The sequence below is a fragment of the Streptomyces sp. NRRL S-340 genome, assembly GCF_000720185.1.
Taxonomy (GTDB): Bacteria; Actinomycetota; Actinomycetes; order Streptomycetales; family Streptomycetaceae; genus Streptomyces.
On sequence record NZ_JOIY01000007.1, the window covers coordinates 43237 to 57586 of the forward strand.

Annotated in this window: 11 protein-coding genes; 10 read left to right on the forward strand and 1 reads right to left on the reverse strand. The window is 72.3% G+C overall.

Features of this window, described 5'->3' with window-relative positions; all coding sequences use genetic code 11:
• Positions 1-401: 401 nt before the first annotated feature.
• Entirely contained in the window at positions 402-1022 is a 621-nt protein-coding gene (locus IG64_RS06670) for a TetR/AcrR family transcriptional regulator (protein WP_037853065.1), read from the reverse strand.
• A 97-nt stretch (positions 1023-1119) separates the two neighbouring features.
• Here IG64_RS06670 and IG64_RS06675 point away from each other — a divergent pair, with 97 nt between their 5' ends.
• From IG64_RS06675 to IG64_RS06720, 10 genes are all read left to right on the forward strand, one after another.
• A complete protein-coding gene (locus IG64_RS06675) occupies positions 1120-2736 on the forward strand; it encodes a carboxyl transferase domain-containing protein (protein WP_037853066.1) in 1617 nt (538 codons plus the stop codon).
• A gap of 16 nt (positions 2737-2752) precedes the next feature.
• Positions 2753-4693: an acetyl-CoA carboxylase biotin carboxylase subunit gene (locus IG64_RS06680; RefSeq protein ID WP_037853068.1), complete on the forward strand. Its 1941-nt coding sequence runs from the start codon at positions 2753-2755 to the stop codon at positions 4691-4693.
• Positions 4690-5631, forward strand: coding sequence for a hydroxymethylglutaryl-CoA lyase (locus IG64_RS06685; protein ID WP_037853069.1), 942 nt, complete (start codon positions 4690-4692; stop codon positions 5629-5631). Before IG64_RS06680 ends, IG64_RS06685 begins: the two co-directional genes overlap by 4 nt.
• Positions 5632-5637: 6 nt before the next feature.
• Entirely contained in the window at positions 5638-6798 is a 1161-nt protein-coding gene (locus IG64_RS06690; RefSeq protein WP_037853071.1) for an acyl-CoA dehydrogenase family protein, read from the forward strand.
• Positions 6799-7136: 338 nt separating this feature from the next.
• Positions 7137-8186, forward strand: coding sequence for an ABC transporter substrate-binding protein (locus tag IG64_RS06695; RefSeq protein WP_037853073.1), 1050 nt, complete (start codon positions 7137-7139; stop codon positions 8184-8186).
• Positions 8187-8242: 56 nt separating this feature from the next.
• Entirely contained in the window at positions 8243-9109 is an 867-nt protein-coding gene (locus IG64_RS06700; protein WP_037853075.1) for a siderophore-interacting protein, read from the forward strand.
• 177 nt (positions 9110-9286) lie between these two features.
• Positions 9287-10729 (forward strand): pyridoxal phosphate-dependent decarboxylase family protein, encoded by a 1443-nt coding sequence (locus IG64_RS06705; protein WP_037853077.1) that lies wholly within the window; start codon positions 9287-9289, stop codon positions 10727-10729.
• Entirely contained in the window at positions 10713-12008 is a 1296-nt protein-coding gene (locus IG64_RS06710; RefSeq protein ID WP_051812430.1) for a lysine N(6)-hydroxylase/L-ornithine N(5)-oxygenase family protein, read from the forward strand. The genes IG64_RS06705 and IG64_RS06710 overlap by 17 nt, the downstream gene beginning before the upstream one ends.
• The gene (locus tag IG64_RS06715) at positions 12005-12529 is read left to right on the forward strand and encodes a GNAT family N-acetyltransferase (protein ID WP_037853079.1); all 525 of its coding nucleotides are present in this window, start codon (positions 12005-12007) and stop codon (positions 12527-12529) included. The genes IG64_RS06710 and IG64_RS06715 overlap by 4 nt, the downstream gene beginning before the upstream one ends.
• A complete protein-coding gene (locus tag IG64_RS06720; RefSeq protein WP_037853080.1) occupies positions 12526-14295 on the forward strand; it encodes an IucA/IucC family protein in 1770 nt (589 codons plus the stop codon). The genes IG64_RS06715 and IG64_RS06720 overlap by 4 nt, the downstream gene beginning before the upstream one ends.
• Positions 14296-14350 lie beyond the last annotated feature (55 nt).

A 14350-nucleotide genomic window follows, 5' to 3' on the forward strand; every position in this document is an offset into this window, starting at 1 on the left:
CTCCGCGACCTCGACTGTCTAAGCGCTTGCTCATACAAACGTACCGGCGAGTACGGGGCCAGTAAAGAGCGGAACCGGTAACGCTCGTCACGTGAAGGAGGAGGGCAGGGCGAAGCCCGCCCCCCAGGGGCACGGGGAACCGCGCGACGAGCCACCACGCACCCGCACCCACCCGCCGCAGGGGGCAGGGCGAAGCCCACCTCCCAGGGGCACGGGGAACTGCGCGACGAGCCACCACACACCCGCACCCACCCGCCGCAGGGGGCAGGGCGAAGCCCGCCCCCCAGGGGCGCAGGGAACTGCGCGACGAGCCACCACACACCCGCGCCCGCCCGCGGAGTCAGCCCCACCCGCCCGGTGGGCGACCGGGGCGCGGGGCGCAGCCCCCAGCCCCTCCCCGCTCAGCCCGCCGCAGGCGACCCCGCAGGCGCCCCCGCCGAGGCGAACGCCCCCCGGGCCATCCGGTGCAGCAGCTCCGCCGTGGCCCCCCGCCCCGGCAGGACCCCGCGGCGCCCCAGGTGGGGCGTCGAGTTCAGCAGCCCGAACACCGAGTGCACCGCCGACCGCGCGGCCGGCTCGGCCAGCTCCGGGTGGACCCGGCGGACCACGTCCACCCACAGTTCGACGTACTGCCGCTGGAGCTGCCGCACGAGCTTGCGGTCGCTGTCCCGCAGGCGGTCCAGCTCGCGGTCGTGCAAGGTGATGAGGGACCGGTCGTCGAGCGCGAAGTCGATGTGCCCCTCGATGAGCGAGTCGAGGACCGCGTCCGGACCCGCCGCCCCGTCCGCCTCCGCCAGGCGCCGCTTCGCCCCGGTCAGCAGCCGGCCGCTGATGCCGACCAGCAGCTCCGCGAGCATGGCGTCCTTGCCGGGGAAGTGCCGGTACAGGCCCGGTCCGCTGATGCCCACGGCGGCGCCTATCTCGTCGACGCCGACGCCGTGGAAGCCGCGTTCGGCGAAGAGCCGCGCGGCTTCCTTGAGGATCTGCTCGCGGCGGGTGGGGGCGTCGGTTCGCGTGGCCATGAGAACAATTCTAGACAGCGGCGTTAGCGCTCGTTAACCTGGAGGAAATGGGTTAACGCTCATTAACAGTGGACCACTGGGTGAGGGGACCGCGAGGATGCAGGAGGCACCGGAGCTGACGAGCGCGGCCGACCCCGCGTCGGAGGCCTGGAGGGCCAACGAACAGGCGCACCGGGCGCTCGTCGAGGAACTGCGCGGCAAGCTGGCCGCCGCCCGGCTCGGCGGCGGCGAGCGGGCTCGGGCCCGCCACACCGCGCGCGGGAAGCTGCTGCCGCGCGAGCGCGTGGACGCCCTTCTCGACGCGGGCTCGCCGTTCCTGGAGCTGGCCCCGCTGGCCGCCGAGGGGATGTACGACGGGCAGGCCCCGGCCGCCGGGGTGATCGCGGGGATCGGGCGGGTGAGCGGGCGCGAGTGCGTGATCGTCGCCAACGACGCCACCGTCAAGGGCGGCACGTACTACCCGATGACGGTGAAGAAGCACCTGAGAGCCCAGGAGGTGGCCCTGGAGAACCGGCTGCCGTGCCTGTACCTGGTCGACTCGGGCGGCGCGTTCCTGCCGATGCAGGACGAGGTGTTCCCCGACCGCGAGCACTTCGGCCGGATCTTCTACAACCAGGCGCGCATGTCCGGCGCCGGGATCCCGCAGATCGCGGCGGTGCTCGGCTCGTGCACGGCGGGCGGGGCGTACGTCCCCGCGATGAGCGACGAGGCGGTGATCGTCCGGGGCCAGGGCACCATCTTCCTGGGCGGTCCGCCGCTGGTGAAGGCGGCCACCGGGGAGGTCGTGACCGCCGAGGAGCTGGGCGGCGGCGAGGTGCACTCCCGCACCTCCGGCGTCACCGACCACCTCGCCGAGGACGACGCGCACGCGCTGCGGATCGTGCGCACCATCGTCTCCACCCTCCCCGCGCGCGGGGCCCTGCCCTGGGACGTCACCGCGGCCGTGGAACCGAAGGTCGACCCCTACGGGCTGTACGGCGCGGTGCCGGTGGACTCCCGCACCCCCTACGACGTGCGGGAGATCATCGCGCGCGTGGTGGACGGCTCCCGCTTCGCCGAGTTCAAGGCGGAGTTCGGGCAGACCCTGGTCACCGGCTTCGCCCGGATCCACGGCCACCCGGTGGGGATCGTCGGCAACAACGGCATCCTGTTCTCCGAGTCCGCCCAGAAGGGCGCCCACTTCATCGAACTGTGCGACCAGCGCGGCATCCCGCTGCTGTTCCTGCAGAACATCTCCGGCTTCATGGTGGGCCGGGACTACGAGGCGGGCGGCATCGCCAAGCACGGCGCGAAGATGGTCACGGCCGTCGCCTGCACGCGCGTGCCCAAGCTGACGGTCGTCGTCGGCGGCTCCTACGGCGCGGGCAACTACTCGATGTGCGGCCGGGCCTACTCCCCCCGCTTCCTGTGGATGTGGCCCAACGCCAAGATCTCCGTCATGGGCGGCGAACAGGCCGCCTCCGTGCTCGCCACGGTCAAGCGCGACCAGCTCGAGGCGCGCGGCGAGGAGTGGTCCGTGGAGGACGAGGAGTCCTTCAAGGCCCCGGTCCGCGCGCAGTACGAGCGTCAGGGCAGCGCCTACTACGCCACCGCGCGGCTGTGGGACGACGGGGTGATCGATCCGCTGGAGACCCGGCAGGTGCTGGGCCTGGCCCTGACCGCCTGCGCCAACGCTCCGCTGGGCGACCCCCAGTTCGGCGTTTTCCGGATGTGAGGGGGACTTCGTAAACATGTTCGACACAGTTCTGGTGGCCAATCGCGGCGAGATCGCCGTCCGGGTCATCCGCACGCTGCGCGCGCTGGGCGTGCGCTCGGTGGCGGTCTTCTCCGACGCCGACGCGGACGCCCGCCACGTCCGGGAGGCCGACGCGGCGGTACGGATCGGCCCGGCGCCCGCGGCCGAGAGCTACCTGTCCATCGACCGGCTGCTGGAGGCCGCCGCCCGCACCGGCGCGCAGGCCGTCCACCCCGGCTACGGCTTCCTCGCGGAGAACGCCGACTTCGCGCGCGCCTGCGAGGCGGCCGGCCTGGTCTTCGTCGGCCCCCCGGCCGACGCGATCGCCCTCATGGGCGACAAGATCCGCGCGAAGGAGACGGTCGCGGCGGCCGGGGTGCCGGTCGTCCCCGGCTCCAGCGGCTCCGGCCTGAGCGACGGGCAGCTCGCCGAGGCCGCCCGCGCCATCGGCATGCCGGTGCTGCTCAAGCCGTCGGCGGGCGGCGGCGGCAAGGGCATGCGGCTGGTGCGCGCGCAGGAGGCGCTCGCGGACGAGATCGCCGCCGCCCGCCGCGAGGCCCGCGCCTCCTTCGGCGACGACACCCTGCTGGTCGAGCGCTGGGTGGACACCCCCCGGCACATCGAGATCCAGGTCCTGGCCGACGGCCACGGCCACGTGATCCACCTCGGCGAGCGCGAGTGCTCCCTGCAGCGCCGCCACCAGAAGATCATCGAGGAGGCGCCCAGCGTGCTCCTCGACGAGGAGATCCGGGCCGCGATGGGCGAGGCCGCGGTGCAGGCGGCCCGCTCCTGCGGCTACCGGGGCGCGGGCACGGTGGAGTTCATCGTCCCCGGCGGCGACCCGTCGTCGTACTACTTCATGGAGATGAACACCCGCCTCCAGGTGGAGCACCCGGTCACCGAACTGGTCACCGGAGTGGACCTGGTGGAGTGGCAGCTGCGGGTCGCGGCGGGCGAGCACCTGCCCTACGCGCAGGAGGACGTCACCCTCACCGGTCACGCCGTGGAGGCCCGGCTGTGCGCCGAGGACCCCGCGCGCGGGTTCCTGCCCTCCGGCGGCACCGTGCTCAGGCTGCGCGAACCGCAGGGCGAGGGGGTGCGCACCGACTCCGGGCTCAGCGAGGGCACCGAGGTCGGCAGCCTCTACGACCCCATGCTGTCCAAGGTCATCGCCTACGGCCCCGACCGCGCGAGCGCGCTGCGCAAGCTGCGCGCGGCCCTGGCCGGGACGGTCACGCTGGGCGTGCAGACCAACGCCGGGTTCCTGCGCCGGCTGCTGGCCCACCCGGCCGTCGTGGCCGGTGACCTGGACACCGGTCTGGTGGAGCGGGTGGTGGACGAGCTGGTCCCCGCCGACGTGCCGGAGGAGGTCTACGAGGCCGCGGCGGCGGTCCGCCTGGACGCGCTGCGCCCGAAGGCGGAGGGCTGGACCGACCCGTTCTCCGTGCCGAGCGGCTGGCGGCTGGGCGGCGAGCCGAGGCCGGTGGCCTTCCCGCTGCGGGTGACCGACCCCGTGGAGTACACCCCGCGCGGCACGCACACCGTCACCGAGGACACGGTCGCCGTCACCCTCGACGGCGTCCGCCACACCTTCCACCGCGCCGCCGACTGGCTGGGCCGCGACGGCGACGCCTGGCACGTGCGCGACCACGACCCGGTGGCCGCCTCCCTCACCCGGTCGGCCCACTCCGGCGCCGACTCGCTCACCGCCCCCATGCCCGGCACGGTCACGGTGGTGAAGGTCGCCGTCGGCGACGAGGTGAGCGCGGGCGAGAGCCTGCTGGTGGTCGAGGCGATGAAGATGGAACACGTCATCTCCGCCCCGCACGCCGGCACGGTCACCGAGCTGGACGTCACCCCCGGCACGACGGTCGCCATGGACCAGGTTCTCGCGGTCGTCGCACCGCACGACGAGGAAGGGACGGCGCGGCCATGACCCCCGAAGCCCTGCCCATGACCGTCCCGGCCCCCGACCTGCCCGCCCGGGTCCGGATCCACGAGGTCGGTCCGCGCGACGGCCTGCAGAACGAGAAGGCGACGGTTCCCACCGAGGTCAAGGCGGAGTTCATCCGCCGCCTGGCCGGCGCCGGCCTGACCACGATCGAGGCCACCAGCTTCGTCCACCCCAAGTGGGTGCCGCAGCTCGCCGACGCCGAAACCCTCTTCCCGCTCCTCGGCGACCTCCCGGTGGCCCTCCCGGTCCTCGTGCCGAACGAGCGCGGCCTGGACCGCGCCCTGGCCCTGCACGCCGACCGCGTCGCCGTCTTCGCCAGCGCCACCGAGTCCTTCGCCAAGGCCAACCTCAACCGGACGGTCGACGAGGCACTGGCCATGTTCGAGCCCGTGGTGCGGCGCGCGAAGGACGCGGGCGCGCACGTGCGCGGCTACCTGTCGATGTGCTTCGGCGACCCGTGGGAGGGCGCGGTCCCCGTCCACCGGGTGGTCCGGGTCTGCCGCGCCCTGCTGGACATGGGCTGCGACGAGCTGAGCCTCGGCGACACGATCGGCGTCGCCACCCCCGGGCACGTCCTGGAGCTGCTGTCCGCGCTCAGCGAGCAGCGGGTGCCGGTCTCGGCGCTCGGCGTGCACTTCCACGACACCTACGGCCAGGCACTCGCCAACACCCTGGCCGCCCTCCAGCACGGCGTCACCACCGTCGACGCCTCCGCGGGCGGCCTGGGCGGCTGCCCCTACGCCAGGTCCGCCACCGGCAACCTCGCCACCGAGGACCTGGTGTGGATGCTGCGGGGCCTCGGCATCGACACCGGAGTGGACCTCGGCCGCCTCGTCGCCACGAGCGAGTGGATGGCCGCGCACCTGGGCCGCCCTAGCCCCTCCCGAACCCTCCGCGCCCTCTCCCACAAGGAGCAGTGATCGACGATGAACCACCACCTCACCCCCGAGCTGGAGGAACTGCGCCGCACCGTGGAGCAGTTCGCGCACGACGTCGTCGCGCCGAAGATCGGCGACTTCTACGAGCGGCACGAGTTCCCGTACGAGATCGTGCGCGAGATGGGCCGCATGGGGCTGTTCGGGCTGCCGTTCCCGGAGGAGTACGGCGGCATGGGCGGCGACTACCTGGCGCTCGGCATCGCCCTGGAGGAGCTGGCCCGGGTGGACTCCTCGGTCGCCATCACCCTGGAGGCCGGGGTCTCCCTGGGTGCCATGCCGCTGCACCTGTTCGGCACCGAGGAGCAGAAGCGCGAGTGGCTGCCCCGCCTGTGCGCGGGCGAGATCCTGGGCGCCTTCGGCCTGACGGAGCCGGACGGCGGCTCGGACGCGGGCGCGACCCGGACGACGGCCCGCCTGGACGCGGCCACCGGCGAGTGGGTGATCAACGGCAGCAAGTGCTTCATCACCAACTCGGGCACGGACATCACCGGCCTGGTGACGGTCACGGCGGTGACCGGCCACAAGCCCGACGGCAAGCCGCTCATCTCCGCGATCATCGTCCCGTCCGGCACGCCCGGCTTCACCGTCGCCCCCGCCTACTCCAAGGTCGGCTGGAACGCCTCGGACACCCGCGAGCTGTCCTTCCAGGACGTCCGGGTCCCGGCCGCCAACCTGCTCGGCCAGGAGGGCCGCGGCTACGCGCAGTTCCTCCGGATCCTCGACGAGGGCCGCATCGCCATCGCGGCGCTGGCGACCGGCCTGGCCCAGGGCTGCGTGGACGAGTCGGTGAAGTACGCCAAGGAACGCCATTCCTTCGGCCGCCCGATCGGCGCCAACCAGGCGATCCAGTTCAAGATCGCCGACATGGAGATGAAGGCCCACACCTCGCGCCTGGCGTGGCGGGACGCGGCCTACCGCCTGGTCGCGGGCGAGCCCTTCAAGAAGGAGGCGGCCCTCGCCAAGCTGTACTCCTCCACGATCGCCGTCGACAACGCCCGCGACGCCACGCAGATCCACGGCGGCTACGGCTTCATGAACGAGTACCCGGTCGCCCGCATGTGGCGCGACTCCAAGATCCTGGAGATCGGCGAGGGCACGAGCGAGGTCCAGCGCATGCTGATCGCCCGGGAACTGGGGCTGACGAGCTGAGGCGGCGTCGCTCCCGAGAGGCCGCGGGTGTGCCGGGGCGCCGGTCCGCCATCGCTCCGGCACACTCCTCCCCCGGAGTCGACGGGCCGTGACGGCGACGAGCCTGCTGCCACCGGTCCACCACGCGCGCCCGCGGCCTTCGGCACCGCGCTGCGGCGGTGGAGCCACAGCGACGGCACCGAGGACGCCGCGCGCCTGCTCGACAGGGTGTTCGCCGTGGTCGCTCCCGCGCTGAACGCCGGGACGCGCCCCGCCCCCTGGACAGAGAGTGAGGTTAGGCTAACCTACCTTCGAACCTGTCCGGCGGTGCTCCGCCCCGTTCGAAAGCAGCCATACCCATGTCCAACGCCCGTGCCACCACCCTCTCCCGCCGCGGCCTCCTGGCCGCGGGCGGCGCCCTCGGTCTCGGGGCCGCGCTCACGGCCTGCGGCACCGACGACGGGAAATCCGGGGGGCCGGGCAGCGGCGCGGCGGGGGCCAAGTCCGGCCCGTGGACCTTCGAGGACGACCGCGGGCAGAGGGCCAAGGCCGGCAAGACCCCCTCGGCGATCGTCGCGTTCGTCGGCGTGGCCGCCGCCCTCCACGACTACGGCGTCCCGGTCAAGGGCGTCTTCGGCCCGACGACCACCAAGGACGGCAAGCCCGACGTGCAGGCCGGCGACCTGGACGTCACCGAGGTGACGATCCTCGGCAACGAGTGGGGCCAGTTCAACATCGAGAAGTACGCGGCCCTCGCGCCCGACCTCCTCGTCTCCACGATGTTCGACGCCGCCGGCACCCTCTGGTACGTCCCGGAGGAGCAGAAGAAGAAGATCCTCGGCGTGGGCGCCCCGACCGTCGGCATCTCCGTCTACGACCGGCAGCTGACCCGGCCGCTGGAGCGCATGCTCGCGCTCGCCAGGTCGCTCGGCGGCGACGTGACCGGCGACAAGGTCACGCAGGCCAAGAAGCGCTTCGCGGACGCCGCCGCCCGCCTGCGCGCCGCCGCCAAGGCCAAGCCCGGCATCAAGGTGCTGGTCGGCTCCGCCAGCCAGGACCTGTTCTACGTCTCCGGCACCAACCTCTCCGTCGACCTGGAGTACTTCAAGGCCCTCGGCGTGAACTTCGTCGAGCCCCCGGAGAGCGCCAAGAAGCAGGGCGGCGGCTGGTACGAGTCGCTGAGCTGGGAGAACATCGACAAGTACCCGGCCGACATCATCATGATGGACAACCGCACCTCAGCCATCCAGCCCGCCGCGATCACCCAGGCGACCTGGAAGAAACTGCCCGCCGTCAAGGCCGGCCAGGTCATCGCGCGCAACCCCGAGCCGATCCTGTCCTACGACAAGTGCGTGCCGCTCCTCGACGACCTGGCGAAGGCCATCGAGACGGCGAAGAAGGTCTCCTGACCACCCAGCCCCTCTCCGCCCCCTGACGACGAACTGACGACGACTCAGGAGCACTCATGACGACGGCCGTGGCCGCCCCGTTCCGGTTCTTCTCCCTCCAGGTCACCGGGACGAGGCGGCTCGGCCCGTCGCTCGTCCGGATCGGCTTCGCCGGCCCCGGCCTGCACGCCTTCGCCTCCCACGGGCGCGACCAGTCCCTCTCCCTGTTCCTGCCGCACCCCGGCCAGGACGAGCCCGCCGTGCCGCTGGAACTGGGCGACGGCTGGTGGCAGGGCTGGCGCGAACTGCCCGACGACGTACGGGCGGTGATGCGCTCGTACACCCTGCGCGCGCGGCACCGGGACGCCGCCGGCCGCACCACCGGCATCGACATCGACTTCGCCCTGCACGGCACGGAGCCCGGCACGGCCGCCCCCGCCGGACCCGCCTCGCGCTGGGCCGCCCGCGCCCGGCCCGGCGACCGTGTCCTGCTGCTCGGCCCGGCCGTCGCGGACAACCGGGCGATCCGCTTCCGCCCGCCCGAGGACACCGACCTCGTGGTGATGTGGGGCGACGAGACGGCCGTACCGGCCGCGACCGCGATCCTGGAGTCCCTGCCGGCCGGCACCCGGGTACGCGCCTGGCTGGAAGTGCGGCACGCCGGGGACGTCCAGGACGTGGCGTGCCGCGCCGACGCCGAGATCACCTGGCTGGTGAACGACGGCAGCGGCGCCGAGGGCTCCCCCATGGCCCTCGGCGCACTGCGCGCCGGGGGCCTCCCGGCGGCCGAACGCCCGTACGTCTGGCTCGCCGGCGAGTCCGGCTGCGTGCGGGCGCTGCGCCGGCACTGCGTCGGCGAGCGCGGGATCGACAAACGGCGCGTCACCTTCGTCGGCTACTGGCGGCGCGGCCTGACGGAGGAGCAGTTGCGCGCCCAGGAGTGAGACCGGCCGCCGCGCGCGGCACACCGGCTCACGGTGACACGGCACAGCAGTGACGCCGGTCACGCGGGGGCGGAGTGTGAGCGATACAAAGTTAGGTTAGGCTTACCTAAGTTGATCGTGAGGCTCCGCCCTTCGTCACGTCCTGCCCCGGACCGTCCCCACCCCCGGAGGACCCCCATGCGCTCGCACCTGCTCAATGACCTCACCGCGGAGCACTACCGCCGCTCCGTGACCGAAGGAGTCGAGCGGGTGGCCGCCCGGATCGCCGCCACCGACCGTCCGTTCACCGGTGTCACCCCCGGCGCCCTGGCCCCCCGCGTCGACGGGATCGACCTCGACCGGCCGCTGGGCGACACCGCCGCCGTCCTCGACGAACTCGACGAGGTCTACCTGCGGGACGCGGTCTACTTCCACCACCCCCGCTACGTCGCCCACCTCAACTGCCCGGTCGTCATCCCGGCGGTGCTCGGCGAGGCGGTCCTGTCCGCCGTCAACTCCTCCCTGGACACCTGGGACCAGTCGGCCGGTGCCACCCTCATCGAGCGCAAGCTCGTCGGCTGGACCGCCGCCCGGATCGGCCTGGGCCCCGCCGCCGACGGCGTGTTCACCTCCGGCGGCTCCCAGTCCAACCTCCAGGCGCTGCTGCTGGCCCGCGAGGAGGCCAAGACCGACGACCCGGCCCGGCTGCGCGTCCTCGCCTCCGAGGCAGGCCACTTCAGCGTCCAGAAATCGGCGAAACTGCTCGGCCTCGGCCCCGACGCGGTGATCCCCGTCCCCGCCGACCGCGACAAGCGGATGCGGACGGTCGCGCTCGCCCGTGAACTGGAGCGCTGCCGCGCGGAGGGCCTGGTGCCCATGGCCGTGGTCGCCACCGCCGGCACCACCGACTACGGCTCCATCGACCCGCTGCCCGAGATCGCCGAGCTGTGCGCGCGCTTCGGCACCTGGCTGCACGTGGACGCCGCCTACGGCTGCGGCCTGCTGGTCTCCCCCACCCGGCGCCACCTGCTCGCCGGCATCGAACGCGCCGACTCGGTCACCGTCGACTTCCACAAGTCCTTCTTCCAGCCGGTGAGTTCGTCGGCCCTGCTGGTCCGCGACGCGGCGACCCTGCGGCACGCCACCTTCCACGCCGAGTACCTCAACCCCCGCCGTGCTCTCGCCGAACGCATTCCCAACCAGGTCGACAAGTCCCTGCAGACCACCCGCCGCTTCGACGCGCTCAAGCTGTGGACGACGCTGCGCGTGATGGGCGCCGACGGCGTCGGCCGGCTCTTCGACGAGGTCTGCGACCTGGCCGCCGAGGGCTGGCGGATGCTCACCGCCGACCCCCGCTACGAGGTCGTCGTCGAACCGGCACTGTCCACCCTGGTCTTCCGCTACGTCCCCGCCGCCGTCACCGACCCGGCCGCCGTCGACCGCGCCAACCTGCACGCCCGCAAGGCGCTGTTCGCCTCCGGCGAGGCCGTGGTCGCGGGCACCAAGGCGGGCGGCCGCCACTACCTGAAGTTCACCCTGCTCAACCCGGAGACGACGAGGGACGACCTCGCCGCCGTCCTCGACCTGATCGCCGGCCACGCCGAGCAGTACCTGGGAGAGTCCCTTGACCGCGCGTCCTGAAGCCGCACCCGCCGCCACGACCCACGACTTCGTGGGGATCGGGCTCGGCCCCTTCAACCTCGGCCTCGCCTGCCTCACCGAGCCGATCGACGGGCTCGACGGGGTCTTCCTGGAGTCCAAGCCCGACTTCACCTGGCACCCGGGCATGTTCCTCGACGGCGCCCACCTGCAGACCCCGTTCATGTCGGACCTGGTCACCCTGGCCGACCCCACGTCCCCGTACTCCTTCCTCAACTACCTGAAGGAGAAGGGACGGCTGTACTCCTTCTACATCCGGGAGAACTTCTACCCGCTGCGCGTCGAGTACGAGGACTACTGCCGCTGGGCGGCGAACCGGCTGAGCAGCGTCCGCTTCGGCACGACGGTCACCGAGGTGACGTACGACGAGGACGACGGGCTGTACACGGTCGGGACGGACACCGGGACCGCGTACCGGGCGCCCCGGCTGGTCCTCGGCACCGGCACCCCGCCGCACCTGCCCGACGCCTGCCAGGGCCTCGGCGGCGACTTCCTGCACAACTCCCGCTACCTGGAGCACAGGGCGGACCTCCAGCGCAAGAAGTCGATCACGCTGGTCGGCAGCGGCCAGTCCGCCGCCGAGATCTACCTCGACCTGCTCGGCGAGATCGACGTCCACGGCTACCGGCTGAACTGGGTGACCCGCTCCCCGCGCTTCTTCCCCCTCGAATACACCAAGCTCACCCTGGAGATGACCTCGCCGGAGTACGTCGACTACTACCACGCGCTGCCCGAGGCCACCCGCTATCGCCTCGCCGAGCAGCACAAGGGCCTGTTCAAGGGCATCGACGGCGACCTGATCGACGAGATCTTCGACCTGCTCTACCGGAAGAGCCTCAGCGGCCCCGTCCCCACCCGCCTGCTGACCAACTCCGCCCTGCACAGCGCCTCCTACGACCCCGGCAGCGGCTCCTACACCCTCGGCTTCCGCCAGGAGGAGCAGGGCAAGGACTTCGAGCTGCGCAGCGAGGGCCTGGTCCTGGCCACCGGCTACCGCTACACCGAACCGGAGTTCCTCGCGCCCGTCCGCCACCGGCTGCGCCACGACACGCGCGGCAACCACGCCATCGGCCGCAACTACGCCATCGACGTGACCGGCCGGGGCGTCTTCCTCCAGAACGCGGGCGTGCACGCCCACAGCATCACCAGCCCCGACCTGGGCATGGGTGCCTACCGCAACAGCTGCATCATCCGCGAGCTGCTCGGCACCGAGTACTACCCCGTCGAGAAGTCGATCGCATTCCAGGAGTTCGCCGTATGACCTTCACGATCCGCCCGCTCGACCCGCTGAAGGACGCCGAGCTGCTGCACGGCTGGGTCACCCACCCCAAGGCGGTGTTCTGGATGATGCAGGACGCGAGGCTCCAGGACGTGGAACGCGCCTACCTGGAGATCGCGGCCGACGAGCACCACGACGCCTTCCTCGGCCTCCACGACGGCGAACCCGTCTTCCTGATGGAGCGGTACGACCCCGCCCGCCGCGAGCTGGCCGGGCTGTACGAGGCCGAGCCGGGCGACGTCGGCATGCACTTCCTGGTCGCCCCCACCGACACGCCCGTGCACGGCTTCACCCGGGCCGTGATCACCGCCGTGCTGCGGTACCTGTTCGAGGACCCGGCCGTCCGGCGGATCGTGGTGGAGCCGGACGTGCGCAACACCGCCGTGCACGCCCTGAACGAGGCCGTCGGGTTCGTGGCGGAACGGGAGATCGACAAGCCGGAGAAGAAGGCGCTGCTGAGCTTCTGCACCCGCGAGCGGTTCGAGAAGGCGGTGGCCGCGTGAGCCTCGCCGACGCCGTCTCCCACCTCTCCCCCGCGAACTGGGAACGGGCCAACCGCCTGCTGATCCGCAAGGCGCTCGCCGAGTTCGCCCACGAGCGGCTGATCACGCCCGAGCCGGACGGCGACGGCTACGCGGTGCGCAGCGACGACGGGCTGACCCGCTACCGCTTCACCGCCACCCGCCGCGCGCTGGACCACTGGCAGGTCGACCCGGACTCGCTCACCCGCCACCGCGACGGCACCGAGGTTCCGCTCGCGGCGCTCGACTTCTTCGTCGAGCTGAGGGAGACCCTCGGCCTGGGCGAGGACATCCTGCCGGTCTACCTGGAGGAGATCTCCTCCACCCTCTCCAGCACCTGCTACAAGCTCACCAAGCCCCAGGTCACCTCCGCCGAACTGGCGAAGGGCTCCTTCCAGGACATCGAGACCGGCATGACCGAGGGCCACCCGTGCTTCGTCGCCAACAACGGACGGCTCGGCTTCGGAGTGCACGAGTACCTGTCGTACGCACCCGAGACCGCGAGCCCGCTGCGGCTGGTGTGGCTGGCCGCGCACCGCTCACGGGCGGCGTTCACCGCCGGCACCGGCATCGAGTACGAGACGTTCCTGCGCGCGGAACTGGGCGAGGAAACGATCCGCCGCTTCCACGGCGTGCTCACCTCCCAGGGCCTGGACCCCGCCGACTACCTCTTCCTCCCCGTCCACCCCTGGCAGTGGTGGAACAAGCTCTCCGTCACCTTCGCCGCCGAGATCGCCCGCCGCCACCTGGTGTGCCTGGGCGAGGGCGACGACGAGTACCTGGCCCAGCAGTCCGTGCGCACCTTCTTCAACGCCTCCCACCCCGAGAAGCACTATGTGAAGACGGCCCTGTCCGTCCTCAACATGGGCTTCATGCGCGGCCTGTCCGCCGACTACATGGAGGCCACCCCGGCCATCAACGACTGGCTGGCCCGGCTGATCGCGGGCGATCCGGTCCTGAAGGACACCGGGCTCAGCATCATCCGGGAGCGGGCGGCGGCCGGCTACCGGCACCTGGAGTACGAGGCCGCCACGGACCGCCACTCGCCGTACCGCAAGATGCTGGCCGCGCTGTGGCGGGAGAGCCCGGTGCCCTCGCTGCGCGGCGGGGAGTCCCTGGCGACGATGGCCTCGCTGCTGCACGTCGACCACGAGGGCGCCTCCTTCGCGGGCGCGCTGATCGCCCGCTCCGGGCTGCCGCCCCGGCAGTGGCTGCGCGACTACCTGCGCGCCTACCTGGTGCCGCTGCTGCACAGCTTCTACGCCTACGACCTGGTGTTCATGCCGCACGGCGAGAACGTGATCCTGGTCCTGGAGGACGGTGCGGTGCGCCGGGCGGTGTTCAAGGACATCGCCGAGGAGATCGCGGTGATGGACCCGGACGCGGTGCTGCCGCCCCAGGTGCGCCGGATCCGGGTGGAGGTCCCGGAGGACCACAAGCTGCTGTCCGTCTTCACCGACGTCTTCGACTGCTTCTTCCGCTTCCTGGCGGCGATCCTGGCCGAGGAGGGCGTGCTGGAGGAGGACGGTTTCTGGGCGACGGTCGCCGAGGTCGTCCGCGCCTACCAGGAGTCGGTGCCCTCCCTCGCCGACCGCTTCCGCCGGTACGACCTGTTCGCACCCGAGTTCGCGCTGTCCTGCCTCAACCGGCTCCAGTTGCGCAACAACCGGCAGATGGTGGACCTGGCCGACCCGTCGGGCGCGCTGCAACTTGCGGGCACCCTGCGCAACCCCCTGGCCGGGCTGTAGGCCGCGGCTCCCGAAGACGTGCGGGCGCCCCGGAGTACGGTCCTCCGGGGCGCCC

What these genes read in the sequence shown, in the direction of transcription:
- IG64_RS06670 (WP_037853065.1), bottom strand. Translation starts at nt 1,022, where the DNA reads ATGGCCACGCGAACCGACGCCCCCACCCGCCGCGAGCAGATCCTCAAG.
- IG64_RS06680 (WP_037853068.1), top strand. Translation starts at nt 2,753, where the DNA reads ATGTTCGACACAGTTCTGGTGGCCAATCGCGGCGAGATCGCCGTCCGG.
- IG64_RS06690 (WP_037853071.1), top strand. Translation starts at nt 5,638, where the DNA reads ATGAACCACCACCTCACCCCCGAGCTGGAGGAACTGCGCCGCACCGTG.
- IG64_RS06685 (WP_037853069.1), top strand. Translation starts at nt 4,690, where the DNA reads ATGACCCCCGAAGCCCTGCCCATGACCGTCCCGGCCCCCGACCTGCCC.
- IG64_RS06700 (WP_037853075.1), top strand. Translation starts at nt 8,243, where the DNA reads ATGACGACGGCCGTGGCCGCCCCGTTCCGGTTCTTCTCCCTCCAGGTC.
- IG64_RS06715 (WP_037853079.1), top strand. Translation starts at nt 12,005, where the DNA reads ATGACCTTCACGATCCGCCCGCTCGACCCGCTGAAGGACGCCGAGCTG.
- IG64_RS06675 (WP_037853066.1), top strand. Translation starts at nt 1,120, where the DNA reads ATGCAGGAGGCACCGGAGCTGACGAGCGCGGCCGACCCCGCGTCGGAG.
- IG64_RS06695 (WP_037853073.1), top strand. Translation starts at nt 7,137, where the DNA reads ATGTCCAACGCCCGTGCCACCACCCTCTCCCGCCGCGGCCTCCTGGCC.
- IG64_RS06705 (WP_037853077.1), top strand. Translation starts at nt 9,287, where the DNA reads ATGCGCTCGCACCTGCTCAATGACCTCACCGCGGAGCACTACCGCCGC.